This window comes from Advenella sp. FME57, assembly GCF_014897675.1.
Taxonomy (GTDB): domain Bacteria; phylum Pseudomonadota; class Gammaproteobacteria; order Burkholderiales; family Burkholderiaceae_B; genus Advenella.
Map to the genome: position 1 here is coordinate 15,802 of NZ_JABUXU010000003.1, position 26,376 is coordinate 42,177.

Sequence of the window (26,376 nt, forward strand, 5' to 3'; positions counted from 1 at the left end):
GGTTTTTTTTCAGGCAACAAAGGAACAGCAGGCAAAATCGTACTCTTGCCTGGTGTTCATCCGCGCCACAAGCGCATTTTGATCTGTTTTTATTGTATTGAAGGGGATGTCATGAAAATCAGCAGCCAGTCATTTGAACACGAAAAAGCAATCGGGCCGGTTAACGCCTTTGCCAAGCCGGATGCGCAGGCGCACATGATTCTGTCGGACAACAAAAACCCACATCTGGCCTGGACCGATGCGCCGGAAGGCACGCGTTCATTCGTTGTCCTGTGCGTAGACAAAGACGTACCCAGCAAGCCCGATGACGTCAATCAGGACGACCGTGAAGTGCCGGCCAGCCTGCCCCGCGTTGATTTCTATCATTGGGCGCTGGTCGATATTCCAGCGAGCATCACCGAGATCGCCGAAGGTGAATTTTCCAATGGTGTGACGCCCAAGGGAAAAAGCGGCCCGCTGGCTGCCAAGGACATGCGCCAGGGCATTAACGACTTTACCAACTGGTTTGCCGGCGATCACGATATGAAAGGCGATTACTTTGGCTATGACGGTCCATGCCCGCCTTTCAATGATGCACTGGTGCACCGCTATTATTTTACGGTCTATGCGCTGGATATCGATACATTGCCATTGACCGGCAGCTTTACCTGCGCCGACGTGGCCGAGGCCATCGCGCCCCATGTGCTGGATCAGGCCACGATCATGGGGCTATATTCGCTGAACCCCAAAGTTTCCTTTTGAATTTTATCCAATTACCCGCTTTATATAGGACACGTTATGTTTGACCGCTCGCTAACTCTTGACAAGGTAGATCCGGAACTCTGGAGTGCCATCGAACAAGAAAATACCCGTCAGGAACAGCACATCGAACTGATTGCTTCTGAAAACTACACCAGCCCGGCAGTTATGCAGGCGCAGGGCACGCAACTGACCAACAAGTACGCGGAAGGCTATCCTGGCAAGCGCTACTACGGTGGCTGCGAATTTGTCGATATCGCTGAAGAGCTGGCCATCGGGCGCCTGAAGGAGTTGTTTAGCGCTGAAGCGGCCAACGTGCAGCCGAACTCCGGTTCACAGGCCAATCAGGGCGTGTACATGGCGGTGCTCAAGCCTGGCGACACCGTGTTGGGCATGAGCCTGGCAGAGGGCGGACACCTTACACATGGCGCATCGGTCAATGCATCGGGCAAGCTGTACAACTTCATCCCTTACGGGCTGGACGAAAACGAAGTGCTCAACTACGATCAGGTTGAGCAACTGGCCAAAGAACACAAGCCCAAAATGATTGTGGCTGGCGCTTCTGCGTACTCCCTGACAATCGATTTTGAGCGCATGGCCAAAATTGCCCATGACAATGGCGCATACCTGATGGTCGACATTGCTCACTACGCAGGCCTGGTTGCCGGTGGGCAGTATCCGAACCCGGTTCCTTATGCCGATTTTGTCACGTCAACTACGCACAAATCCTTGCGTGGCCCGCGCGGCGGCGTAATCATGATGAAGGCAGAGCACGAAAAAATCATCAACTCCGCCATCTTCCCAGGCATTCAGGGTGGCCCGCTCATGCATGTCATCGCCGGCAAGGCCGTGGCATTCAAGGAGGCGCTCAGCCCGGAATTTGCCGACTATGCAAAGCAGGTCGTGGCCAATGCCAAGGTGCTGGCCGACACACTTGTCAAGCGTGGCTTGCGTATTGTTTCCGGCAAGACCGAAAGCCACGTGATGCTGGTGGATCTACGCGCCAAGGGCATTACCGGCAAAGTCGCCGAAGCACGCCTGGGAGATGCGCATATCACCGTCAACAAGAACGCGATTCCGAACGATCCGGAAAAACCGTTCGTGACCAGCGGCATTCGCTTGGGTACGCCGGCCATGACCACCCGTGGTTTTACCGAAGCCGAGGCTGAACTGACTGCAAATCTGATTGCCGATGTGCTGGACAACCCAGACGATGAGGCAAACATTGCTGCTGTTCGTGCTAAAGTAAATGAACTTACAGCGCGCTTTCCGGTTTACAAATAAACCGCGCGTTATCTCAACGCAATAACGTTATTGCACGGCACAGGACTTTAGCAAAATGAAATGCCCGTTTTGTTCACACCACGATACACAGGTTATGGACTCGCGGGTATCCGAAGAAGGCGACACCATTCGTCGCCGTCGCCGCTGTCTTTCCTGTGACCGGCGCTTTACCACATACGAACGTATCGAACTGGCCATGCCTGCCATAGTCAAGCGCAATGGCACCCGGGTCGAGTTTGATCCGGCCAAGCTGCAGGCCAGCCTGCGTCTGGCATTGCGCAAACGCCCGGTCAGTACCGAATTGCTGGAGCGGGCGGTCGCTCGCATCCAGGAATCACTGCTCAATTATCCGGAAAAAGAAGTCTCCACCGATCACATCGGTGAACTGGTCATGAGCGAGCTCAAGCAGCTGGATCAGGTTGCCTACGTACGGTTTGCCTCGGTCTACAAAAGCTTCCAGGACATCGAAGAGTTCGTCAACGCCATCAAGGAAATGCAAAAGCCGGTCAAGCCGCACAATGGTGGTCGCTCGGACGCCGTCGATAATGCCTGAGTGCTTGCGGCATGGCGCAGTGCGCACCGGCTCATGGGCACACTGACCCTTTATCATCGGAACATTGGTTTATGAATGATCAGGATTATATGGATCGGGCGCTGGCGCTGGCACGCAGCGTCATGTTCAGTACCAGCCCCAATCCGCGGGTGGGCTGCGTGATCGTCAACCAGGGCCAGATCCTGGGTGAGGGCGCAACCCAGCCGCCTGGCGGGCCGCACGCCGAGGTGTGCGCCATCCGCAATGCGCAGGCCAAGGGGCATGCGCTGGCGGGATCAACCTTTTACGTCACGCTGGAGCCCTGCAGCCACTATGGCCGCACGCCACCGTGCGTGGACGCGCTGCTTGCGGCAAAACCTGCGCGGGTTGTGATTGCCGCCAGAGATCCGAATCCGCTGGTCAGCGGGGCGGGCATTGGCAAACTGCAGGGCGCCGGCATCACAGTTGAAATTGGCCTGGGACTTGAGCAGGCACTGGAAATCAACCCCGGTTTCGTATCGCGCATGAGCATACAGCGCCCCTGGGTCCGCATGAAAATTGCCAGCACGCTCGATGGCAAGGTCGCCCTGAACAATGGCCGTTCACAATGGATCACCGGCGGCCAGGCGCGCGCCGATGGTCACCACTGGCGCGCCCGTGCCTGCGTTATCCTGACCGGCTCGGGTACGGTGCGCGACGATGATCCGCAGCTTACCGTGCGCGATGTAGCCACGCCCCGCCAACCCATTCGGGCCGTCATTGACAGCCAGTTTGCCATTGACGAAGACGCGAGGTTATTTGACGGCAATCCGGTGTGGGTTTTCGTGACCGAGTACAACGCTGCCAAGGCCGAACGCCTGGCCGCGCGCAACGTACGCGTGATTACGGTAAACGAAAAAAACAAGCATGTGGACTTGAAGGCCGTCATGGCCTGGCTGGGGCAGCAGGACATTAACGAGGTGCATGTGGAAGCCGGACCCGGTCTTAACGGCGCACTGCTGCAGGCCGGGTGCGTGGATGAACTGCTGGTCTACCTGGCCCCCACAATTCTGGGCGATGCCCGCTCGGCGGTTGCGCATACGCCGTTTAATGTGCTGGCCGACGCCTATCGCTTTGCGTTCTTCGATACCGCTGCCTGCGGCAAGGACATGCGCCTGCGAGCCAGGCTGCCCACGCGGTGGAATCAATTACAATTGCAATCGGGCGGCACAAAGCCCGATATGGAGTAAAGAATGTTCACAGGAATTATCAGCGGCGTTGGCCGCATCAGCCAGATCAAACCGGCCGGCAATAGCGCCGATGACGGCGTGCATCTGACTATCGAGGCAAACGACTTTGATCTGTCCGGGATCGGCCTGGGCGACTCGATTGCCGTGCAGGGCGCCTGTATGACTGTCGTGTCGTTGAGCGAAGGCGCTTTCCAGATCGATGTCTCGCGAGAGAGCCTGGACAAAACGACCGGGCTGGACAAGACCGGCGAAGTGAATCTGGAACGCTCACTCAAGCTGGGCGACTCCCTGGACGGCCACCTGGTCTCTGGGCACGTAGATGGCATGGGGCAGGTCACGCGCTTTGAACAAGTGGGCGAGTCGCACGAGTTATGCATTCAAGTACCGACAGCGCTGTCAAAATACCTGGCTTATAAAGGCTCGGTCACAGTCAATGGCGTGAGCCTGACGGTCAATTCGGTCACGGACAACGCCGATGGCTGCGAGATCAGCATCAATATCATCCCGCATACGCTACAGGTGACAACACTCAAGCACCTAAAAAAAGGGCTAAAAGTGAATCTGGAAATCGATATGATTGCGCGTTATGTCGAAAGGATGCTAAAATAGCAGGCTAAATTGAGAACGGGTCATTGTAATAAACGCAATGGTCGCAGTGAGTTCTTGATGACAGGGTCGGTGGCCGAGTGGTTTTTAAGGCGCCCACCTGCAGTAGCAGTTCTAAATAATAGGGTCGGTGGCCGAGTGGCTGAAGGCGCACGCTTGGAAAGCGTGTATACGGTAACGTATCGGGGGTTCGAATCCCCCCCAACCCGCCAGACTTGTATACGTTAAGTAATGTATAAATACGAAATACCCCGTAAATTCAATGATTTGCGGGGTTTTTTATTGCCTGTTTGGTTATGCAGGGGTGTATGCGTATGCTTGAAGATGCTCCCAATTGGGGGTATTGAACGAGCCTGGCCAGTCAAAACCTCCAATATGTCGTTAATGGTCCGAGCTTTGCGACCATTGTGCAGCAGATATCGACCAAGATCCCTGCCTGATTCTGAATTCAAGCGCAGTTGTGATTGGCGCGCAATTACGTATAAAGAATATGAATAGTGGATTACATTCATATTTGAGCGCCGCAGCTTTCTGATAAAGCTGCTCGAAAATAGGCGGTTCCATCTGTATAGTTTAATCAGGCGATGATGGTGGTGTCTGACTCTGCTGAAAATGATGTCCTGCCGAACGCGGTCATGGGCGAGCACAGGGCGAATGTTATGTGGTATTCGATTGTCGAATTTCACAGTTAGTGAAAATGGCATCTCATGATTAGTGAAAATATCCGGATTCTGCATTTGAAGGGAGATATAGGCAAGCATACAAGCTTGCCTATATTTTTTGCCTGTGAAACCAGAAATACTTCCAAACACACCCACGCGAGACACACAGGTGTGTGTTCGCGCCAAAGCCCCGCACGATAGTTGCAGCCAGCTATCCTTGAGACAAATCCATGCGGCTGGCGGTGGGAATTCACAACGCTACTTTGCCGCTGCCTGAACAAGGTCGAGAGTTAATTTCTCCATGAATGATGCCATCGTAAGTTCGCCTAAGTCCACTGCCTTGGCGCCGCCGCCAGCGATGAAAGTGACATCAGTAATGCCAATGACTTTAAGAATTAAACGAAGATAGTGCGTAGCAATGTCGCGATCCTGAAGAAACGCCCCTTCAGTATAAACGCCGCCTGAGGCAATAAGCACTGTTGCCTTTTTATCTGTGACCAGACCATGACCATCAAATCCAAGCGTCTTGCCTTTGCGAACAATTGTATCGATCCATGCCTTCAGTGAGGCCGGAACGTTATAGTTATAAACGGGTGTCGCTATCACAAGATGATCGGCTGCCTGCAATTCATCAATCAGTTTATCGGAGAGCTGTAGCCGTTCTTTCATCTCTGAAGTGTGCTGATCGGCAGGGGTGAAATATGCTTCAAGCCAATGTTCCGTGATGAACTGTAAATCGGTTTTTACCAGATCCCTCTCAATGATTTCACCAGACGGATTTGCGGTTTTCCAGCGCTCCAAAAATGACTGAGTCATGTTACGCGAGATTGAACCTTCTCCTCTGGGACTCGTTTCTACAACTAAAAGTGTGCTCATGCCTGTTTCCCTTGATGTGTGTTACGACACTATATCTCGCAGGGTTTATCACCGGAAGTGATAAAAATATGATAGTTTTAATCATATTTACCGATGGATATACGATGAAAGGGCGGCATTTTGATCGGAAACCTTACACTTGATCAGCTACGCGTACTGGTGGCAATTGTAGAGACAGGGAGTTTCTCTGCAGCTAGTAGAGCGCTATCGCGAGCGCAGTCGTCTATCAGCCAGGCCATTGCATCATTAGAGGCAACCCAGGGTATTTTACTGTTTGATCGAAGTGGTCATCGCCCACGTCTGACTGAGGCAGGCCGTGTACTCGTTGAGCATGCCAGGTTGGTTTTGGCGAGTGCAGGGCGGTTTGCGGCGGTAGCCAAAGGAGCTCGCTCCGGACTTGAGCCTGAGCTGACGATTGCCATTGATCCTTTAGTTCCAACAGCATCATTGATTGAAAGTTTGCGTCTGCTGCGTAAACAATTTCCTGACCTGCCGGTAAGCTTTTCAACAGAAGGGCTGGGTGGTTCACTACGACGATTACGGAATGGAACGGCGGCCACGGGAATTTGTCTGCTGCTTCCCACGGTGCCAGAGGATGTCGTGGCATATCCTTTACTTCGTATAAAAATGTTGCCCGTCGTGGCAACGGGACATCCCTTGGCATTCCTTAAGCGCCCTGTCATGCAAAGTGACTTTGAGGCCCATGTGCAGCTTGTACTTTCAGACCCTGTAGAGCCCCAAAGTGTGGATTATGGTATTTCAAGTGCCAGGCGGTGGCGCTTTATCGACATTGGCCGTCGTATGGATTTTCTGATGGCAGGGTTTGGCTGGTGTCGTATGCCCGAACATATGGTAGCAAGCGAAATTGCCGCGGGACATCTCGCATTAATGCAAATTGTTGATGACCCGACGCCAGAAGAAGGGCTTACGATCTATGCCGCCCATAAGCGCAGCGATGCGCTCGGACCAGCTGGACAGTGGCTGATGACAGAACTGAAGCAACGTTTCGCCTGATAACAATGCTGCTTACCGGCGTTTTAGAGGATTAAGGTACAACGGGTATAACCCCGTGTCTGAAGCGGGGAGGACTCGGCTTTTATACGGCCATGGTCAAATTGTGCTAATTGATGTGTCATATCGTCCACATCAAATTCTGATAGGCTTGGCTCGCGCGCAGCCCGAGTGATGTTCTGTCCAACTGCAAAGAGCTTGCCAAGAAATCTGCACGCAGAAGAGAAAAACCGAATACACGACAGACGCGCGACCGGTACGGCACAATGTGAACGAGGAGTCACACGAAGTGATTCGTAAAGGACGGGACCGAGAGGCGGTTACGGTTGGCAGTGCCAAGTGCATCTACTGCGGCGCTATATGGTTGCGCCTGTCGCTAGCCAAAAATCATGACGCATCATAGGCTTTGGGGGTCTCTCCTTCGTCTCGTAGTGCCTGCCGGGCAGGCCCTACGATTGCAGGCCAATAGTAGAGTTCAATCATCGTTTCGTTTCTCTTGTGGAACTTACGTAAGGGTTAAGAAGCGCTAGCACTGGACGGACCATTCCTTCGAGCAATTCTCGTTCTGGTCTTGTTCTGGCTACGACGCGCAGTCCGACATGAACGCCCAGTAGTAGCCGTCCCAGGTCAGTGGCCGATTGGGTTGTTGTTATCGTTCCGTCTTGCTGGCCGGCTTGGACGCATCGACGAAAGAATGCCTCGATATGTCCGAGAACTTCGGTGACAATTTCCCGGAATTCCGGATCGTGGGGCGCAAGTTCTAATGCGGAATTCACAAGCATGCATCCTTTTCGCTGCCTATCGGCCAGGGATCGTTGAATGATTTCCGAGAAAAAAGCGCTAATTGCTTGTGGTGGAGGTAGCTTGCCCTCAAGCCGGCGCACGCGATCTGCGAAGCTGGTTTCGATGTAATGATTGAGCGCTCTGCGGTATAAGGCTCGTTTGCCGCCGAAAGCGTTATACAAGCTTGCGCCGGTTAACCCCATTTTTTCCGCCAGCTCTCTGGTTGAGGTTGCTTCGTACCCACGTTCCCAAAAACAGTCGATAGCAGCAGCTAGAACTTCAGTTTCATCAAATTCTCTTGGTCGGCCCATAAATTGGTTGCCTATAAATGTGACGCATGTCAGCTATTAATCTAATACTTGACCATTTTAGATCGATCGATTTAGAATGGTCAAGTCTTCAGTTAATGATTTCCCGCCTGTCTAAGAACGCCTCTAACTTCGACGCTCACTTTTTAAATGTTTTGGCAAATGCGAACATGTCCCCCAATTTGACACCGCCTGTACGATGGATCCGTGGCTTGGCCTTTGCTGCTATCTCAGTTTTAATATTTTCCGGATGGTTCGTGGTTACGCGATTTACGGTCACGCATCAGTTGCGCATTTGGGATGTCACAGCGCTGCGCTTTGGGGCTGGGGCGATTCTGCTAGCTCCGGTGCTATTTAAGCAACGACTGTCGGTAGGGGCGTGGCTGGAAGGCCTGCTCTATTCTGTGCTTTGGGGTGCCCCCTTTGTGTTGCTCGTCGCTACGGGTCTGAAGCTCACCACGGCTGCGCAGGCGTCATCAATTGTTCCGGCGCTGATGCCCGTAATGGCTGGTTTGATTAGCTGGCATGTGACAAAACAGCGACCCGCTAGTTCGACGATCTGGAGCTACCTGGCTATATTGATGGGTTTGGTTGCGCTGGTGGCCAGTCGCCTGGAGACGGACGGTGCTATTGATACGCTGGGCTATGGTGCGCTGGTGCTGGCAGCACTCACTTGGGCTGTTTACTCGGTACGCTTTCGTACTAGCGAGCTGTCAGCGCTCCAGTCGGCGGCGCTGATCTGCTTCTGGTCGGCGGTGATCTTCATCCCAGTGTATGTCGGATGGAACCTGTCAAGACTGAACCAAGCGTCCACTAATGAAATCGTGTTCCAGTTTGTTTACCAAGGCGTGTTCATGAGCGGTGTGGCGCTCTTTGCCTATAACCGGGCGGTAGCAGTGCTCGGCTCCGGCGCTGCATCGGCCATGATGGCGTTGGTTCCTGTTTTGGCAACGCTTTTAGCGGTGCCTGTATTGGGTGAAGTGCCGTCCTTGCTTGGGGTTGCGGCAATCTTCATCATTTCGCTGGGCGTTGTTATTGCTGCCAGACGTCCATTCCCTGTTGCCATTCTTAAACGTGCCGAGTAGGAGGCATTACAAATGATTCGTTTCTATTATCATCCGACACCTAATCCAGCCAAAATTTCACTCTTTCTCGAAGAATCTGGGTTGGATTACGAGGTCGTGCCAGTGGATACAAGCAAGGGTCAGCAGCACGATCCTGAGTTTCGCAGAATCAACCCGAACGGCAAGGTCCCTGCGATTGTAGATCTGGATGGGCCGGGCGGTCGACAGGCGACGGTCTTCGATTCTACGGCAATTCTGATATACCTTGCAGAGAAGACGGGGCGATTTCTCGGCCAGGTCCAGGATCGTCCGCAGCTCTTATCATGGCTGCTTTTTCTCGCCAGTGGCCTGGGGCCATTTTCGGGGCAGGCGGTGCACTTTCAGCATGCAGCTCCTGGGGGACTGGACTATGCCGTCAATCGGTACCGCCGCGAAGCCGAGCGTCATTACAAGATTTTGGACGACCATTTGGTTGATCGGGAATTTATCGTTGGCAACGAATACACCATCGCCGATATCTCTGCTTGGGGATGGCTGGATAGAGCGTCCAGGGTGATGAAAGGCACCGAGGATCCGTTGGCCCTTTACCCGAACATCAAACGTTGGTTTCAAGGCGTCGATGCAAGGCCGGCCGTTGCACGCGCGCGGATGGTCGCCTCCGATGTTGCGTTTAAGAAGGTGAATGATGAAGAGACTCAGCGTGCGCTGTTCCCTTCGAATTTCCTACCAGCGGCCTGAACAGTCGTCCATATAAATCGTACTTTGAGGTATAGATAAGCATGAACGTACAGGGAAAGAAAGTTTTGATTACCGGAGGATCGAGCGGTATTGGGCTGGCTACGGCCACCGAGCTTGTCCAAAAAGGCGCCAAGGTCTTTATCGTCGGGCGTCGTGATAAGGTTGTTACGCAGGCGATTGAGCTGCTGCGGGCTGCGGGCGGGCAGGCCGATGGTATTGACGCGGATGTTGGAACCAAGCAGGGGCGGGCCCGAGCCTTGGCGGCTGCCCGAGTCTCGATGAGCGGGGTAGATATTTTAATTAACAGCGCAGGTGGCGTGCGCGCGGGCAGGCTGGAAGACACGCCGGAATGCGATATTGCAAAGATGGTGGAAGTCAATTTATTGGCACCCATTTTGTTGGCGCGTGCGGCAATGCCGGATTTGCGTGCGTCGTGCGACAGCATGATTGTGAATGTGTCCTCGGGCATTGCGCTCGTTGGGGTACCCTTCTATACGACTTACGCGGCGGTCAAAGCGGGGATCTCGCATTTTGGGGAGGCGCTACGTCGGGAGTTGAAAGGTGAGGGCGTGCATGTGCTGACGGTCTACCCCGGCGCTACCGATACGCCGATGATGACGTCGTCGCGAGCGGGTCCCGATCTAGGTTTCGTTCGTGAACCGGCTAGCGCAGTGGCCCAGGCCATTGTCCAGGGTATAGAAGCCAACGCAATGCAGGTAATTCGTGGCGGCGAGGTGCGTGAGGCGATGATTGCACAGAACCGCACAGATCCCCTTGTACTGGACGACAAGTTCACATCGCTCAAGCCTAAGCTTGCCGAAGCGGTAAAGGACCATTTTTCACTCTGACTTTGTAAAGGAGCGTTCCATGGCGGATACCAAAGCTATTGTATTTGATCTTTACGGCACGCTGTACGACGTTCACTCGGTGGCTGGCCAGTGCAATGCATCGTATCCCGGGCAAGGCACGCAAATTAGCGAGATGTGGCGCCAGAAGCAGCTCGAATATACTTGGTTGCGCAGTTTGATGGGACAGTACATTTCGTTCGAGCAGGCGACTCATGATGCGCTCGTCTACACCTGCAATCATTTGAAGCTACATCTCGACGAGACGACTTGTAAGGTGCTGTGCGATGCTTATCTGAACTTGTCGCCGTATCCAGAGGTGCCTGACACACTGCAGCGCTTGAAAGACATGGGGCTGCCGCTGGCTATTCTGTCCAATGGGTCGGCTTTCTCGATTGACAGTGTCGTGAAAAATTCTGGCTTGAAAGAATATTTCTCTCATCTGCTTAGTGTTGAGCGCATTGAAGTATTCAAGCCCGATCCACGCGTTTATACGCTCGCGTGCGAAGTTTTGAGCCTACCGCCGTCCCAGATTCTCTTTGTCTCGTCAAATGCTTGGGATGCCTCGGGTGCACGGCACTTTGGATTTGACGTTTGCTGGGTTAATCGTCGCGACAGCACGTTTGATGAATTGGGCACTTCGCCCTCATATGTGGTTGGTGGGTTGGATGGGGTGCCAGAAATTGTCCGCGAATTTGGCGATTTTTAGGCGGTAACTTCAGACGTAAAAATATAGAAATTACATTATCATATTGGCTAGAATGGTAGTCATACTTCAGTATTGGAATTGTCTAGTATTTGTAATGGTTTTGCATGAAATCTGAATGGCCTTCCCAATCCGTCAGATTTATATATAAAAAACCCCGTTAACTCAACGAGTTACGGGGTTTTTTATAGCCTGTTTTGTCTTTATGGCCTTATAGGCAAGCTTGCAGACAACTCACTCAGATCGATGACCTATTGAGCAAGTCATGAGTTGTCTATTTCCCACCGCCTGTCGCATGTACGACATAGGCCACGATTGCATCCATGGATGTCTCATCCAGGGAGTCGGCATAGGAAGGCATAACGGCCATGCCTTCCTGCAATACCTTCTTAATGCGTGCCGCATCGGGTTTCAGTTCATCAAGATCGGGGCCGATGGTTCCGGCTGAACCCGCGTCTTTCAGGGTGTGGCACACGGCACAGGCGGGCGCGGCATCAGAGATGAATAGGGCTTTTCCCTTCTCCAGCTGAGCATCGGAGTCAGCTGCAAAACTGGCGCCTGCAACGCCCATCCATAAGACAGCCGCTGCGGCTGACAATACAACATGCTTCATTTTTTTCCTTAGGCGACTTTGACCGCCACCATGTGGTCGCGCCAACTGTTGTTGATATAACCGCGATTATTTTCACGGCGTGCCTCGGGCTGAGTATCGCCAGCCTCGTTGGTAGCGCGGCAGGCCAGCTCGTGCGTACCAGCGGCCAGGTCGGCGCTAAAGACGAATTCACGCCAGGCGTACTTGCCCAGGTCAGGCCCGACGAACTCGGCCTTCATCCAATCTTTGCCGCCGTTTACGGAAACTTCGATGGACTTGGCCGCGGTCATCCCGCCCATGGCAATGCCGCTGATCTGGACACGCCCGGCAGCAACGGTTTGCTCCGGGTCGGACGGGGAGTTGATCCAGGACTTGACCGGCAATTCCCAAATGGAATCTTGGCTGGGACTGGGTTTCTCGCCTACCGGCGTCCACCGATAGCTGGTTTGCTGTATTTTGGCCGGCGATTGCTCTTTGGTGAATGCCAGGTGCTTGATGTACTTGATGGAGTTCACGCCGGTATAGCCGGGTACGATGATGCGCAAGGGGCCGCCATGCGCCAGCGGCAGGGCCTCGCCATTGAGCTCCCATGCCAGGATAGCGTCTTCAAGGGCTGAAATTGGCACCGAGCGTTCGATCCGGATGGTGTTGGGATCCAAGCCTTGCGGAATGGCTTCGCCGCCCGTGCTGGTCATGTAGACCATGCCTTCGGCCATGCCCCCAACTGCTTCCAACAGCGCTTTGACCGGCACGCCGGTAAAAATGACGCAGCCAGCGGCGCCCACGGTCCATTGCGTGCCGCTGGGTTTATGTGGAAACCAGGCCCGGCCGTTGCCTGAACACTGCAGGACCATGGGCACAGCCGCCAAGCCCAGGGCTTTGAGCTCAGCCACGGTGAAGCTGCGTGGCTTGGCAACGCCGCTAACCTCAAGCGTCCAGCTGTCAGGCTCTTTCATCATGCTGGCATCGGTTGGCGGCGCTACGTTGTTGCGGACGAACAGGCGATTAGTTGGCGTGATGACGCTGTTTCCAAAGGCCGTTCGCCGGGTTTCTATCGTGTTCGCGCTATGGACGATCATGCTGTCGGCATCTTTCCAATTGGCATACCCGGGCAAAGGTTTGGCGGCCGAGCCGCCCGCGCCGGGGTCCGCTTTGCCGATATCGGCGCGGGCCACGCCAGCCAGTCCCGCCATCGCGGCGATGCTGCCCGTTGATATCAGCATCTGACGACGGCCTGCATTAGTCAGCTTTTCCATTATTGTCTCCCTGATCGGTTTGGTCTATTCTTTATATCTATAAGTCATATATTTATATCTCACATCATATCATAATGAAATAGAGACCGGGCAACCATAAAGTGATGCGCCAAGGCAATGGTGGCATGGCACCTGCCAGGTACTTCAGTGCATTACTGAGCATCCCAGGGTTCTCAAGCGCTTGCGTCAAAGTAGTTGTCTGTGCTTTTGAAGGTGACACGGTCATGTTTGAGCGTGAATTTGCGCCACTATGTGAGGAGAACGGGAGTCTCATTACAGCATTAACAAAAAGATGGCGTTTTTTAAGGGAAAACTCAAAAGATTACGTAAAGGCGCGTTCGAACGATTCCTTGGTTTCTGTTTTGCCACGAATATTTTCAATTGGGCACGAACGTTTACAGGTGTTGCATGGTGACGATGGTATAAAAATTTAAGAGCAGGCTTGATGCCTGGGATTTTAAAAAGGACTACTTATGAATCATAAACTTACAACACTGACGGGCTTGATTTTATGTGCAGGACTGGCCGCATGTTCAACGTCAAATGAAAACGGCAAGGATTTGTCGCAACAAACGGTCGAATATAGCTGCGGCCAAGGCAACACCCAGCCCGTAAGCGTCCAGTACACCTTCCAGGGTGAGGAGCCGCTAGCCGCCAAAGTCGTCTATGCCAACCAGGCCATGGAACTCACACGTGCCACAACCAACAACGCCGACATGGTAGGCAATACATTTCGCGGCAATGGATACACATGGACCACCGACAAATTCACGCGTGAAGATGTAGGTTCGGTCAACGGGAAAATGCTCACCCAGGACGCGCGGCAGGGGGGCATTGGTCAGACTTCCACCGTTGGCAACGTTCTTGTCAAGGATTGCAAGGTCGGAGGCGTCTAATTAGCGTCATTACTTATCGTCATCCGATGTTTTGGGCTACCTGCATCGGATTGCCACCGAACGGAATTACTCTAAGAATTATCACGAGTTACAACGAAGTTTCCCAGCCCTGCGACGGTGGGGTAGCTTGGCGTTGCCGCCGAAACTGCGATGGGCTTATTCTTGCCCATCGCTTGCACGCCTTGCGAATTTAGCAGTGAATCTACCTGGTAGCGGGAGTGCAACCCGCAATGGCTGGTTGGAGGAAAGATAGAGCCGCTGCTGCGGGTAAGTGTGTTCGAGGATTGGATATCGCAAGTTCTCAAGTCATCCCGATGATTGTCCGGCACCCAGCTTTGGAGAGAGTCAGTTTCTTTCGCCAGTTCTTCGATCACGGGCGCTTGGTAGTGCTAAAGTCTCGATTGCTTCTCAAATCGTGATGAAACCTAAACTTATGCCGCCTCACTTAAACTCCGAAGAAGAAACCCCTACGAACTCATGCCTTTTTTGCGCAATTGCCAACAGGAATATTCCTGCGCATATCGTGTACGAAGATCATGAGTTCATGGCTTTCCTGGATATCAGTCCCATACGGCCGGGTCATGTGCAACTTATCCCACGTATGCATTATGCTTATTTTGATGATCTTCCCTCGGATCTTGCTGCCCGCATGATGCAGCTTGGACAGCGGCTTGCCAAGGCCATGAAGTCTATTCACAAGGTAGAACGCGCCGGCTTTGTTTTCACCGGCAGCGATATTGCACATGTACATGCGCATCTTGTGCCTTTAATCGGCCATGCAGACATCACTTCAACGGCATATATTGAGCAAACGGATCTTCGTTTTGTCGACGCGCCGCGGGCTTCCAGGGATGAGCTGATCAGGCAGGCCGAGCTACTGAAGAACGCCTTGGTGGTTCAATAGCATCGTTTTTTTCGGTATGTAAAAAAATCACATGAGCGTGTGGCGCAAGAGCGCGCCTGAACGCGGCGTGGCTGCGGTACTTCGCCTTAGTGTCGAACTTCCAGAACAACAGCTTTTTTGCTCAATTCATCCAGTATTTCATGAATCTTTACCTTGTTTTCTTTATCCAAATTCGCATCCCATTCATCCAGTAAAAAATATTTAATATTTGGATACGTGGTAATTTCCTGCAGCGCCGTTAGCATGCGTTGTCCGGTGGACAAAGGCCCCGTTTCAGCGTTCCATACCAGCTCATTCATGGAAGCAGGAAGGTAGAACGCATCGTTTGCGAAGTGTTTCTTCAAATATAAAAGCAAAGTGGATTTGCCAGAACCGTTTTCTCCTCTTAATGTGAACCGTCCGCAATTTACTTCCGTTAACTGTTTTGCCACTGCTGCATAGCCTGAAATTTCGGCTCCATTGAGCTTAATGGACCTGACTGGCGCATCTGCAATGTGGCCGTCATTTTCTAAATCCCGCACGATATCAAAAAGAAATTGATAGCTGGCCTTAACTGAAGACCAATCCAGTAGTTGATAAATCAAAGTGCCCAGTGAATTGAGTATATGAAATACTCTGGTCAGATTCACTATAATTGCGGCTGCCACCGCAGGGTCCAGCGTGCCGCTAACCAATGTCGAATACACCAAGTACGCTGTTGGCAGCAAAGTAAAGACACCTAATAGTAGATTACCGGTTTGTTGAAGGCTTGTTTGCTTTAACGATTGTTCGTAATATCTATTGCCGGCCTGCGTTACGCGATTGCTCCAGCTATCAAAGTTTTGCACATTCCCTAGGATTGCATTACTCCAGATTTTTGCCAAGCCCGAGCCATAGTCAGAAAAGGTTTCTTCAACTTTTTTTGTTTCACGAGCAATTGGTTTGTGCAGGAATACATTAGAAACGATACTGATGATAACACTCAATAAATAGCCAAAGATCAGCTCGTTGGGCAGAATGATGCCGATGACGATCAGACTTAAGCCACTGTTTAACAGGAAGGTTAGAGACCCTTGTATAAAAGCAATAAATCCACTCAGAATGGGAAATGAGTTGCGGGAAATGACCGATTCGATCGAGTTTCTAAGGTTGATATCGGTATAGATACCCGGCCGGGCAAAGCACTTTTTCCGTACCATTTCAATAAAATGTTGATGAACATGGTTTGACCACTTTTGCATCTGAACAAGGGACAGGCAGCCGGGCAGAAATGGCGTGATCATGCAAAAAAGGTACCAAAACAAGCTTGCGGAAAAAGGCTCGCCGGTTTGATATGCAGTTATTAACTGTGTAAGGAAAAAAGCTGATAATGCAATGAGAGACTGATGTATAACGACCAAGCCTAACGACAAGGCGGCATGTCTATTGAAAAGAATGTTTTTCATAGCATTTCTTAATTCAATCGTTTGATTTTCGATAATTTTTCTTCAGAATTCTGAAGCAGAAAATTGACTCGAGGGCTGATCAGCTCTGTGGAATGACCGTTAGATATTATTGTTTTAACTGAATCAATTGATTTGAGTGCCTGATCTATCAACATACCTGTAGGTGGGAAGATGAGTGTGCGTTGGAAAAGTTACACTTATTATCATAATCAATCCAGGCCTCATATCAAATGAGATTTATTCTCATTTGTGTCAATAAATGTTAAGTTGATTTAATCGCACAACAATAGCGTTGAAAATGACTATCGAACCGTTATTTTCAGCGGCTTCAACCACGGGGTTGCACTTTTTTCCTCGTACTCAAGTTCTGCGGTTAGCGTAGGGCTGCAGCTGCAGACTCTCTTTGGACTCCTGTCATAAAAGCAGGCCGAATGATCCCGGCCAGCTACGTGTCTCCATTAAAGCCCCGGGGCAGCATCTGAGCGATGTTTACCTGCCCCTGGCGCGCACCTTCAAGCGCCGCTACGCAACATAACGGCAGACCGGCTGTTGCCCCGTTTCCAGCGGATGATGTCGAGTACGATGAATGCCAGCAGGCTGACGCCCATCAGGGGCAAGGCATAACCCAACAGGGCAGCGATTACCACTGAAATTGCCTTTAGCGAGGTCGGCAAATGCATCCATGCAGCAACAAGCGTTCTTGCCGGATTGGACCCGGAAGCGACAGGTCTGCGCAGCCACCACATGCGATATCCCAATGCGATCATCACACAAAGCCCGATCCCGAAAGCGATCAGCAACAGCTGGTTGGGCAGGCCGAACAGAATCCCCATATGCGCATCCACACCCCATCGGGTCAGCTTGGCGACCAAAGGAAAGGTGTTAAATTCGGTCCGGTCGACGATACTGAAGTCTTGCGGGTTGACGGCAACGGCATCAACCTGCGTGGGCCAGCGACGATCCACTTCTGTGACCGTCCAGGCTTTACCGGCCTCCTTGGGCGCACGAATTTCTATCATGCTAGAGCGGATCCCGGCTTGTCTGGCGGCAGCAACAACCCGTGGCCAGTCTTGTGTCGACTGTGCTGTGCCCGCCATGGCGGCATGGTGTTCGGCATGAGGATCGGTATGCATGGCGTGTGCGTCCTGGGCTAACGTGGTGTTGACTTGTGGCGTGAGCCACCCCATGTTGGCACGCAATTGGTTGATATTGTCTCCCGCCCAGCGCGACCAGGTCAGGCCGGTCACCGACACAAAGATCAGGCCCACAAACAGCATCAGGCCCAGCGTTGTATGCCAATGGCGATTTTTCAGGAAAGCACTTCCTTTTCTTGGACTCTTGCGGGTGCAGAACCAAAGCAGCAGCCCTCCCAGCGCAGCGACCCACAGCCAGGAGGCAGCCAGCTCGCTGTAGTTCCTGCCCAGATCGCCCAGCAGCAAGGTGCGATGCGCCTTGTCCAGCCATAAGCGAATGGGCAGCACGCCGCTGGTGCCATAGACCATCATGTCACCCTTTATCTGAAGGGTATAGGGATCGACAAAAATGGCTCTGGACTCCGACGCCCCGTAACTGGCGTCGGCAAACTGCACGCGTGTCGTATTGGTGGCCTCGGGCGCGGGCCTGACCGCATAGATATTCGCCTGCCGGCCAACATGGTCCTGTGCAGCTTCAATTTGTTCAGAAAGCGGCCTGGCGGTTCCCTGTGGATTGATATAAAGTGTGTCCGCATAAATGGCATTTTCAAGTTGTGGCGTCAATACATAAAGGGTTCCGGTCAATGCCGCTACGAATATGAAAGGTGCTATAAACAGGCCAACATAAAAATGAATCCTGCGCAGAAAGTTGATCGCCGCCCCCTTGGCGGGTATAGGTGTTAAATGTGACATAAGGATTTGCTCTTATTGGTGATTGTTGCTGGCACCGTCATGCAAGGATCGGGCAGTGGCCTGGATCTGCATGTGCGTACGATTGCCGTCGTTGTCTTCGAAGGTCAGCGTCATGGGGATCATGTTTCCCTCGCTGATCTGCTTTTTTAGGCCGATCAGCATGATGTGATAGCCACCAGACTTGAGGGCGACCGGTTCAGCTGCGGCCAGTGCAAGTTCCGGAATCTGACGCATTTTCATGATGTCGTTTTCCATCGTCATCGTGTGCAGTTCAACATGCTCTGCGACAGGCGAAGCGGCGCTAACCAGCTTGCTGTCTGATTGTGCGGTCAAAAGCATGAAGGCGCCGGTAGTGGTCTGTTGTGGGACGGTGGCGCGTACCCAGGGATCGTCCACCTTTACCTGCGTATAAATTATTTGCGCATAAGAGGCCGATGCGACCATAAACGTTGACAGAAGGGCAGCCATTGTATTGATAAATATCGACATAACATTCTCCGGAATAATTAATCAAGGGCCAATATCTTGCGAATATCCTGCACATACTCCTTATCGGTCTGGGTATGTGACAGGGCGATCCGAAGGCGACCGGCGGTGTCATACAGGTAGCTCAGTGCGGTGTGATCCATGGTGTAAGACGATCCGGTGGGGATTTTTTGATAGTAGACCTTGAATTCTTCGGCGGTCTGCCGGGTCTCTTGCAACGAGCCGTACAGGCCAAGGAACGTGGGGTCGAAGGCGTTCACATAATTGCCAAGCAATTGCGCACTGTCCCTTTCCGGATCCACGGTAATGAACAATACCTGCAGGCGCTGACCGTCCTTGCCCAGCATTTTTTTGACGTTTGCAGCGCGCAATAGCGCGGTTGGGCAAATATCCGGACACTGGGTAAATCCGAAAAATACCAGGACCACCTTATCTCTGAAATCGGACAGCGTATGGCGAGCGCCATCGGTGCCGTCCAGTGAAAAGTCCCGGCCAAATTCGGCGCCGGTCAGGTCGCGCCCATGAATGTTGGTTAATGTCGCGGGGCGAGAGCAGCCGTACAGAATGAGACAGCCGATCAGGACCGTGGTGATAATGCGCAGAAATCTATTGATTGGCGGCATGAGGCCTCCTTCGCGGGAATAGATATGAAGAGCGCGATGAGACCGGCGCACGGACGGCTGCAACAAGGGCAGCCTGCGTGCGAACAGGAATAATAGGCATGAAAAAACCTCGGGAGATGAGAATCACGGGTTGGTGATCGCAGTCATCGCGGTCACCAGTGAAATATCAGCCGAGGTGGGAAGGGGGCGCGCGTGGGCCCAGAGGCGGGCCGAGCGCAGGCAGCGGTGGCAAGGCCCGGTTGTGCTCGACAAATGGTGCCAAACGCTGTTGCCATACGGTGACTGGCACTGCCGGTGAACCCAGGATAGGCAATATGCCCTGGGATATGACCAGGCCAAACGGACATTCCTGGCCGGCGTGGTCCTGGTGAGGGGATTCGTTGGGTTGCTTGGGAATGCTCAGCAGTAGTGTTTCATTGCCGCCATCCGCATTGCAAAGCGTCAGAACGACGGTTCGACCTTTGTCGCCCGACAATACAGGCATATAGCCGCTGGGGATCACCGATCTGCACACGAACGCAAGCATTGCCAGGCACAATAAGAGTTGCCAGACCGAGATGCCTTTGCAGAGGAGATGCTTGCGCACTGCGTACATTATTTTGCGATATCAAAGCATTCGACAAGAATACGGATGCGGGTGTATGAACCGTGGATCATCGCATATTAAGACAAAAAATGGGCGATGTGAAAAGTATTTTTGAAAAAAATGGTGCATCCCGAATGAGCCGGTATCGTGGTTAACTATGTCATATTTCATTTTTTGATAACGGCGCTAAGTTGCAACGTTAAGCAAACTGTATATCAGCCAATAGGTGTCGCACGGGTAGATGTCCTGGAATTTTCAGGACATCACCAATCGCATGCGAAGCGCAACTGTGTCGTCAGCGATCTGTGATAACTGCACAAATAATACGATGATAATAAAACGTTCCGCTCGTTGGGTCCTGGGTGATAATATTCGCACTGACACAATCAAAAAAACATTTTTTTAGTCGCAAATAGAAAGAGGAGAACTCATGAATATACCAGCAACGAAAAAGTGCAAAAAGCTTCGCCTGAGCATTGCCGCCGCATTGTGCCTTGGCACGCCGCTGTTGCCTGGTACGGCCGCCGCCGTGGCCGCCGGCTCGGATGCCCAGAAAGTGGCGCCACCGTCGGCTCTGAGCGCGAAAATAGACAGCAAGGCCAGCGACATTGAAAACAAGTTGATTGCGTGGCGCCGTGATATTCATGAACATCCGGAACTGGGTAATCAGGAAAAACGCACGGCCAAGCTGGTCGCAGACCATTTGCGCAGCCTGGGCATGGATGTCAAAACAGGCGTAGCCGTCACCGGTGTGGTGGGTGTGTTAAAAGGAGGCAAGCCGGGACCGGTGGTTGCCCTGCGCGCCGATATGGATGCCTTGCCTGTGAAGGAGCAGGTTGACGTACCGTTTGCCTCCAAGGCCACCGGCACTTTCCTGGGCAAACCGGTCGAGGTCATGCATGCCTGCGGCCACGATACGCATACGGCCATGCTGATGGCCACTGCCGAAGTATTGGCCAGCATGAAGGATGAGTTGCCGGGCACGGTCAAGTTTATTTTTCAGCCGGCTGAAGAAACCCCCGCAGATTTTGAACCCGATGGCACCAATACCTGGGGCGCCAAACAAATGATTGCCGAAGGCGTGATGGACAATCCCAAAGTGGACGCTGTCTTTGGTCTGCATGTGTCCAGTTCATATGAAGCCGGCAAATTATATTGGCGCAGCGGTCCCGCGATGGCGGCCGCCGATCAGTTCTGGGTTGATGTCAAGGGCAGGCAGACCCACGGAGCGCGGCCCTGGCAGGGCGTGGATCCGATTGTAGTGGGTTCGCAAATTGTCATGGGACTGCAAACCATTATCAGTCGTCAGTCCAATATCGCACTGGAACCGGCAGTCATTACGGTGGGAACGTTTCATGCCGGCAATCGGATGAATATTGTTCCAGAGGACGCTGCCATGACGGGTACGATCCGCACGTATGATGAAGGAATGAAAAAGGACATTCATCAGCGCATTAAGCATACCGCTGAGTCGATTGCCACCAGCGCCAATGCGAGTGCCAAGGTCAAGGTGGTGGAGCTATACAACGCCGTGGTCAATCCTCCCGACTTTACCGAAAAAATGGGACCCACTCTGCGACGGGTAGCTGGCGAGGGCAATTATGACCTGCAGCCAAAATCCAGTGCATCGGAAGATTTCTCGTTTTATCAGCAGAAAGCACCGGGCATGTTTTTCTATCTGGGGGTCACGCCCAAAGGGACGGAACTGAGCAAGGCCGCCCCCAACCACTCACCGCATTTCTATGTAGATGAGTCAGCCATGATTACCGGCGTGCGCGCCATGTCGAATCTGGCCGTGGATTTTCTGAGCATGAAGTGACCTGGGGCGTTGCCCAGGAGCACAAGTGCCAGATTGGGTAGGAGAAAAGGGCAAGAGAAAAGAGCGGGGCGCCTTCTCGAGCAGTGTTCACAAGACGAGCTGAACGTCCAAGGTAAATGCTACCATTCGGAGAAGGCGGGCTTTAAGGTCAATTGTCGGATCGAATGGCCCCTATTTATTATCGTTCAATGATGAGGTAACGATGCACGGACCAGACCCGAAAAACAAACACCCAATGGATGGCTTTGCTCAGGTTTGTTTTATCAAGAATACGGTGAAAAATCCAAATATTATCGTTGGCGACTACACCTACTATGATGATCCGGAGGACTCGGAAAATTTCGAACGCAATGTCCTGTACCACTATCCGTTCATCGGAGATAAGCTGATTATTGGCAAGTTCTGTGCGATCGCACGTGGTGCAAGATTCATCATGAATGGCGCAAATCATAAGCTGTCGGGCATCTCTACGTATCCGTTCCAGATCTTTGGCAAGGGCTGGGAAAGCGTCATGCCGGCACTGGGCGAGCTCCCTTACAAGGGGGATACGGTTATTGGTAACGATGTCTGGATAGGTTATGAGGCGCTGATCATGCCTGGCGTGAAGATCGGCAATGGCGCCATCGTGTCTTCGCGCGCGGTTGTTGTGGCCGATGTACCTGCCTATACAATTGTCGGAGGCAATCCGGCCAAACCGATCCGGCAACGTTATCGGCCCGACGATATTGCGGTGCTGGAGGCCGTCGCCTGGTGGGACTGGCCTGCGGAAAAAATAACACGCAATTTATCGATCATTGCATCGGGCGACATAGAGGCCTTGCGCGCAGGCGCGGTGTAGATCTGGCAACAGACATTTGCCGGACGTAGATTGCCGGAAAAGTAAAGCCTGTCAATGAAAAACACCCCCAAAAATTGGATCAGCGTCCAACTTTATGGGCAGTAGTTTGCAAGCGGATTTCTAAATGCACATCACTGCTTAGCAACGGCCTTGTTTGTCATGTCCAGGAGAACAGGCGCGGCTGCGATGATAGGAACGGTGGCTTTTGTACTTTTTATGATGATTGTACTTGCGCTCGTATTTCGGTCCCTTGTATCGATAACCATCGCGATATCCCGAGTGGCGGTCATGTGCTACGCAGCCCGAGAGAAAGATCATCAGCATCCCGACAACGACAAGCATTTTTTTCATTTGTGATCCCCTGTTGGATTTACTTTGACCACATGATAATAGATGACAAGTGTCATTGTCTGTTGCCGCTTGTAAGGTAAGTTTCAGCTGGGTACAGCAATTGAATCGATTCCATGGCTGGTTTTCTTGGTCGCTAAAAACTTCAAGATGCGTTTAGGCTGCACCACGTCGCACCGTGCCGGCTCGAGTCTCGCCGCGCCGCGTTACGGCGAATCGGGCAGGATTGCGGCGCGGGCCTGAGCTGAACTGCTTTGCTCAAGTGAGTCTGACCGACATGCCGCCGTCAACAATCATCGGGCTGCCGGTCATAAAGCTCGATCTGTCCGAAAGCAGAAACTGGGCTGCCTGAGCTATTTCCTTGGCGCTTGCCATCCGCTTCATGGGATGCAGACTTGCGATGAACGCAAGGGCATCCGGGTTGCCTTCTCCGGCTGCGGGGGTGATCGTGCCACCCGGTAGCAGCGCATTGACACGGATGTCATCTGCGGCATGGTCCGAAGCCAGCGACTGCATCAGCCCGATCAGACCGGCCTTGGATGCAGCATAGGCCCCCATTCCTGGCATGCCACCATTGCTGAAGCCGACAAACGATGACGTGAAGACAATCGAGCCGCCTCCGTTTTTGCTCATGGCAGGTATCTGCGACTTAGCCGCCAGGAAGGCAGCGGTCAGATTGACCGCGATGACATCGTTCCAGTTGCGCATTGTCATGGCCGGCACCGGCCCCATGTCCCCGATGATGCCGGCATTGTTGAACGCGCCATCGAGCCGACCGAATTCGTTGATGGCAAGATCTGCCAGCGCATCGGCATAGCCTTCATCCTTGACGTCGCCAGCCAGATAAACGGCTTTGCCGGTGCCTGCAATTGCCTTTGTCAGAGCGTCCAGTTCTGCACCCCGGCGCGCGCCCAGCACCACATTGGCGCCTTCGGCCACAAACAGGGCGGCTGCTGCTGCACCGATTCCGCTACTTGCTCCGGTGATGATGATTGATTTGTTTTTCAGTTCCATGATGTTCTGCTCCTGTGCTAGTTTGGAACCTGAACTATCTCACGGCAATGCAATGACATGCTATCCGTTTCTTGCACGGAAATTGGTCTGGCATTTCTTGGCCGTGCTGGCGTGCGCACGACAGGTTCAGCGTGGGCTGATTTGATTGCGCAGTATGGCGGGCGCATCGGCCAACAACGTGTCGATGGCGACACGTGTTTTGGCAGGCAGGAACCGGGTCTGCGGCCACACTATATATATTTCAGTTGGCAATAATTGCAGTTTGGGCAAAACCGCGTTCAATTGCCGGGTACGTATGAACTGCAGCAGTTGCCAGTCGGGCAGCCAGGCCAAACCCACGCCGGCGATGGCGGCGTCGGTCAGGGAATGCAAATCGTCCAGTCTTAAGCGAATATCTACCGTGGGGCCTTGCGTGTTGGCAAAAAGCGTCTGCCAGACCAGATCCTGTCCGGCGCGATGATACGCAATGGCGTGATGCCCGTTGAGCGCGGCCACGCTGTCGGGTACGCCGTGGCGGGCCAGATACGCGGGCGAGGCGCACAGTACCTGATGTTGTCGTCCAAGTGGTCGCGCAACCAGGCTGCCGCTGTCGGCCAGGGGACCGATCCGCACGGCAAGATCCAGTCCATCTTCAATCAGATCGGCAACCCGATCACTGTAGATTATCTCGATTCGCAGTTCGGGGTAACGCTCAATCAACGGAGTCAATGTCGGCGTGATGCAGTGTCGGCCAATCAGTTTCGGTGCGCTGACGCGCAACACGCCTTGCGGCTGTAACCGCCCGCTATTGAGTTCGGCATCAGCCGCATCCAGCTCGGCCAGCGCGCGCAGGCAGCGCTCGTAATAGACTTGTCCTTCGGTTGTCAGTTTTTGCTTGCGGCTGGTGCGTTGAAACAGCAATACGCCCAGACGCTGTTCCAGTCTGGCGATGGTTTTGCCTACCGCCGAACGGGTGAGGTTCATGCGCTCGGCAGCCAGCGAGAAGCTGCCGGCTTCGACGGCGCGAACAAAAGTGGTAATGCCGTTCAGACGATCGTTGTTCATGGTCAAGATGGTTTCCTCTCGGGCTACACAGCAGAGAATAAAGGGCGCCCAGCCCGATTCGATAATCTTATACGATTTCTGTGTCGCGCGTAATCCGCAAAATTTACCTCTCTTACCAATAAGGAATCACCATGAACACACTTTCTTTTATTACTGTGGGTGACGGCACCCGCCTTGCGTACCGCTTTGACGGCCAGGCAGATAAGCCAGTATTGATGCTGTCCAATTCTATCGGCACCACGATGGCGATGTGGGATCAACAAATTTCCAGTCTGTCAGAAAGTTTTTATATTTTGCGTTATGACGCGCGCGGGCACGGCGCGTCCGATGCACCGGCCGGTGCCTAGTCGCTGGACCGTCTGGGCCGCGATGTAGTCGAACTGCTGGATGCGTTGCATCTGGGTCGCGTCCACTTTCTGGGGCTGTCACTTGGCGGCTTTGTCGGACAATGGCTGGGGATATACGCGCCGCAACGACTGGAAAAATTGATTCTGGCCAATACGTCTTCTTATCTGGGGCCATCGCCGCAATGGGATGCACGCATCCGACAGTTGCAGAGCTCACCAGATATGGTAGCGGTCGCGCAAGGCTTTCTGGAAAGTTGGTTTTCTGTAGAATTTATAAAGACGCAGCCAGAGACAGTTGAAATATTTCGTGCAATGCTGCTGACCACGCCGCCGCATGGACTGGCCGGCAGTTTTGCCGCAGTGCGTGATACCGATCTGCGCCGTACGGCACCCCTGATCAATTTACCGGTGTTGATTATCGCCGGACAATACGACACGGTGACGGCCTTATCACACAGTGAGGCCCTGGCTGCCTTGTTACCGCAGGCTCAACTCAAGGTGTTTCCTGTGGTGCATCTTTCCAATATTGAGCGACCATCTGAATTTATGCAGTGGGTCAGAGAATTCTTGCGATAGTGATCACGGGGGATGGGTTTGCCAGTCCGCTTTGACGTATCAAGGCATGGCGTTTTCTGGCCGATCGTGGTTTATATGCTGTCTGAAATAAAGCATGGAGAATGACGCGTCCATATAAATAAATAAAACGATTGGCCTCAAAAGCAATAGGGTATTTTGCCGGCATTGCAACTCATTAAGAAGCAGCGGGGAACGTTTCGGTTTATATTTGAAGCCGAACGCACAACTGCAGCAGGACAGCATACCCGGAGAGGGCAAGGGGAAACAGCGGACCACAACAGGAGCAAGGTGATGGCCGCTTCGGTAACGCTTTGACAATCTTCCCTATATGCGCATATTGCATTCGTGACGGTCT

At 52.9% G+C, this 26,376-nt stretch carries 29 protein-coding genes and 1 tRNA gene; 18 read left to right on the forward strand and 12 right to left on the reverse strand.

The window, feature by feature from the left end; translation table 11 throughout:
- Positions 1-111: 111 nt before the first annotated feature.
- From INT32_RS04700 to INT32_RS04725, 6 genes are all read left to right on the forward strand, one after another.
- The gene (locus INT32_RS04700; protein ID WP_193087587.1) at positions 112-741 is read left to right on the forward strand and encodes a YbhB/YbcL family Raf kinase inhibitor-like protein; all 630 of its coding nucleotides are present in this window, start codon (positions 112-114) and stop codon (positions 739-741) included.
- Positions 742-777: 36 nt separating this feature from the next.
- Complete coding sequence (gene glyA, locus INT32_RS04705) at positions 778-2,022, forward strand: serine hydroxymethyltransferase (RefSeq protein WP_193087588.1); 1,245 nt, start codon at positions 778-780, stop codon at positions 2,020-2,022.
- Between the two features lie 55 nt (positions 2,023-2,077).
- Entirely contained in the window at positions 2,078-2,575 is a 498-nt protein-coding gene (gene nrdR / locus INT32_RS04710; protein WP_193087589.1) for a transcriptional regulator NrdR, read from the forward strand.
- Between the two features lie 71 nt (positions 2,576-2,646).
- On the forward strand, positions 2,647-3,783 hold the full coding sequence (gene ribD, locus INT32_RS04715; protein ID WP_193087590.1) for a bifunctional diaminohydroxyphosphoribosylaminopyrimidine deaminase/5-amino-6-(5-phosphoribosylamino)uracil reductase RibD: 1,137 nt from the start codon (positions 2,647-2,649) through the stop codon (positions 3,781-3,783).
- Between the two features lie 3 nt (positions 3,784-3,786).
- A complete protein-coding gene (locus INT32_RS04720; protein ID WP_193087591.1) occupies positions 3,787-4,392 on the forward strand; it encodes a riboflavin synthase in 606 nt (201 codons plus the stop codon).
- A 121-nt stretch (positions 4,393-4,513) separates the two neighbouring features.
- A tRNA-Ser gene (locus INT32_RS04725) sits at positions 4,514-4,601 on the forward strand.
- A gap of 708 nt (positions 4,602-5,309) precedes the next feature.
- Here INT32_RS04725 and INT32_RS04730 read toward each other — a convergent pair.
- On the reverse strand, positions 5,310-5,927 hold the full coding sequence (locus INT32_RS04730) for an FMN-dependent NADH-azoreductase (protein WP_193087592.1): 618 nt from the start codon (positions 5,925-5,927) through the stop codon (positions 5,310-5,312).
- 120 nt (positions 5,928-6,047) lie between these two features.
- On the opposite strand from INT32_RS04730, the gene INT32_RS04735 reads away from it, so the two are divergent.
- Entirely contained in the window at positions 6,048-6,941 is an 894-nt protein-coding gene (locus INT32_RS04735; protein WP_193087593.1) for a LysR family transcriptional regulator, read from the forward strand.
- A gap of 476 nt (positions 6,942-7,417) precedes the next feature.
- Here the strand turns inward: INT32_RS04735 and INT32_RS04740 are convergent, their stop codons facing one another.
- Complete coding sequence (locus tag INT32_RS04740) at positions 7,418-8,032, reverse strand: TetR/AcrR family transcriptional regulator (RefSeq protein WP_193087594.1); 615 nt, start codon at positions 8,030-8,032, stop codon at positions 7,418-7,420.
- A 26-nt stretch (positions 8,033-8,058) separates the two neighbouring features.
- Here INT32_RS04740 and INT32_RS04745 point away from each other — a divergent pair, with 26 nt between their 5' ends.
- From INT32_RS04745 to INT32_RS04760, 4 genes are read left to right on the forward strand one after another with little or no spacing between them, the layout of a single operon-like run.
- Entirely contained in the window at positions 8,059-9,114 is a 1,056-nt protein-coding gene (locus INT32_RS04745; RefSeq protein WP_226816529.1) for a DMT family transporter, read from the forward strand.
- Between the two features lie 12 nt (positions 9,115-9,126).
- Positions 9,127-9,831, forward strand: coding sequence for a glutathione S-transferase family protein (locus INT32_RS04750; protein ID WP_193087595.1), 705 nt, complete (start codon positions 9,127-9,129; stop codon positions 9,829-9,831).
- A gap of 41 nt (positions 9,832-9,872) precedes the next feature.
- On the forward strand, positions 9,873-10,679 hold the full coding sequence (locus INT32_RS04755; RefSeq protein ID WP_193087596.1) for an SDR family oxidoreductase: 807 nt from the start codon (positions 9,873-9,875) through the stop codon (positions 10,677-10,679).
- Between the two features lie 19 nt (positions 10,680-10,698).
- A complete protein-coding gene (locus INT32_RS04760; protein WP_193087597.1) occupies positions 10,699-11,385 on the forward strand; it encodes a haloacid dehalogenase type II in 687 nt (228 codons plus the stop codon).
- A gap of 271 nt (positions 11,386-11,656) precedes the next feature.
- Here the strand turns inward: INT32_RS04760 and INT32_RS04765 are convergent, their stop codons facing one another.
- Together INT32_RS04765 and INT32_RS04770 are read right to left on the reverse strand one after the other, a co-directional pair.
- Complete coding sequence (locus INT32_RS04765) at positions 11,657-11,995, reverse strand: cytochrome c (RefSeq protein WP_193087598.1); 339 nt, start codon at positions 11,993-11,995, stop codon at positions 11,657-11,659.
- Between the two features lie 8 nt (positions 11,996-12,003).
- Positions 12,004-13,230: a sulfite oxidase gene (locus INT32_RS04770; RefSeq protein ID WP_193087599.1), complete on the reverse strand. Its 1,227-nt coding sequence runs from the start codon at positions 13,228-13,230 to the stop codon at positions 12,004-12,006.
- A 224-nt stretch (positions 13,231-13,454) separates the two neighbouring features.
- Between INT32_RS04770 and INT32_RS04775 the strand changes: the two genes are divergently transcribed.
- From INT32_RS04775 to INT32_RS04785, 3 genes are all read left to right on the forward strand, one after another.
- Positions 13,455-13,664: a hypothetical protein gene (locus INT32_RS04775; RefSeq protein WP_193087600.1), complete on the forward strand. Its 210-nt coding sequence runs from the start codon at positions 13,455-13,457 to the stop codon at positions 13,662-13,664.
- Positions 13,665-13,703: 39 nt separating this feature from the next.
- Positions 13,704-14,126: a hypothetical protein gene (locus INT32_RS04780; protein ID WP_193087601.1), complete on the forward strand. Its 423-nt coding sequence runs from the start codon at positions 13,704-13,706 to the stop codon at positions 14,124-14,126.
- 433 nt (positions 14,127-14,559) lie between these two features.
- A complete protein-coding gene (locus tag INT32_RS04785) occupies positions 14,560-15,030 on the forward strand; it encodes an HIT family protein (protein ID WP_193087602.1) in 471 nt (156 codons plus the stop codon).
- Between the two features lie 86 nt (positions 15,031-15,116).
- Here INT32_RS04785 and INT32_RS04790 read toward each other — a convergent pair whose 3' ends face one another.
- The 5 genes from INT32_RS04790 to INT32_RS04810 all read right to left on the reverse strand — a co-directional run bounded on the left by INT32_RS04790 (position 15,117) and on the right by INT32_RS04810 (position 20,044).
- Entirely contained in the window at positions 15,117-16,454 is a 1,338-nt protein-coding gene (locus INT32_RS04790) for a hypothetical protein (protein WP_193087603.1), read from the reverse strand.
- 512 nt (positions 16,455-16,966) lie between these two features.
- Positions 16,967-18,340 carry a PepSY domain-containing protein gene (locus tag INT32_RS04795; RefSeq protein ID WP_226816531.1) on the reverse strand — a complete coding sequence of 458 codons (1,374 nt, stop codon included), beginning with the start codon at positions 18,338-18,340 and terminating at the stop codon, positions 16,967-16,969.
- Between the two features lie 12 nt (positions 18,341-18,352).
- Positions 18,353-18,829: a copper chaperone PCu(A)C gene (locus tag INT32_RS04800; protein ID WP_193087604.1), complete on the reverse strand. Its 477-nt coding sequence runs from the start codon at positions 18,827-18,829 to the stop codon at positions 18,353-18,355.
- Positions 18,830-18,846: 17 nt separating this feature from the next.
- Positions 18,847-19,449, reverse strand: a complete 603-nt coding sequence (locus INT32_RS04805; RefSeq protein WP_193087605.1) for an SCO family protein — start codon at positions 19,447-19,449, stop codon at positions 18,847-18,849.
- Positions 19,450-19,615: 166 nt separating this feature from the next.
- A complete protein-coding gene (locus INT32_RS04810) occupies positions 19,616-20,044 on the reverse strand; it encodes a DUF2946 family protein (protein WP_370540173.1) in 429 nt (142 codons plus the stop codon).
- 421 nt (positions 20,045-20,465) lie between these two features.
- Between INT32_RS04810 and INT32_RS04815 the strand changes: the two genes are divergently transcribed.
- Both INT32_RS04815 and INT32_RS04820 read left to right on the forward strand, forming a co-directional pair.
- Entirely contained in the window at positions 20,466-21,854 is a 1,389-nt protein-coding gene (locus tag INT32_RS04815) for an amidohydrolase (protein ID WP_193087607.1), read from the forward strand.
- A gap of 202 nt (positions 21,855-22,056) precedes the next feature.
- On the forward strand, positions 22,057-22,692 hold the full coding sequence (locus INT32_RS04820; protein ID WP_193087608.1) for a Vat family streptogramin A O-acetyltransferase: 636 nt from the start codon (positions 22,057-22,059) through the stop codon (positions 22,690-22,692).
- 138 nt (positions 22,693-22,830) lie between these two features.
- On the opposite strand, the gene INT32_RS04825 is transcribed toward INT32_RS04820, so the two are convergent.
- From INT32_RS04825 to INT32_RS04835, 3 genes are all read right to left on the reverse strand, one after another.
- A complete protein-coding gene (locus tag INT32_RS04825) occupies positions 22,831-23,043 on the reverse strand; it encodes a hypothetical protein (protein WP_193087609.1) in 213 nt (70 codons plus the stop codon).
- A 255-nt stretch (positions 23,044-23,298) separates the two neighbouring features.
- Complete coding sequence (locus tag INT32_RS04830) at positions 23,299-24,054, reverse strand: SDR family oxidoreductase (protein ID WP_193087610.1); 756 nt, start codon at positions 24,052-24,054, stop codon at positions 23,299-23,301.
- A gap of 126 nt (positions 24,055-24,180) precedes the next feature.
- Positions 24,181-25,098, reverse strand: a complete 918-nt coding sequence (locus tag INT32_RS04835) for a LysR family transcriptional regulator (protein WP_193087611.1) — start codon at positions 25,096-25,098, stop codon at positions 24,181-24,183.
- Positions 25,099-25,229: 131 nt separating this feature from the next.
- On the opposite strand from INT32_RS04835, the gene INT32_RS22330 reads away from it, so the two are divergent.
- Positions 25,230-25,445: a hypothetical protein gene (locus INT32_RS22330; protein WP_370540174.1), complete on the forward strand. Its 216-nt coding sequence runs from the start codon at positions 25,230-25,232 to the stop codon at positions 25,443-25,445.
- Positions 25,446-25,457: 12 nt separating this feature from the next.
- A complete protein-coding gene (locus INT32_RS04840; protein WP_370540180.1) occupies positions 25,458-26,021 on the forward strand; it encodes an alpha/beta fold hydrolase in 564 nt (187 codons plus the stop codon).
- Positions 26,022-26,376 lie beyond the last annotated feature (355 nt).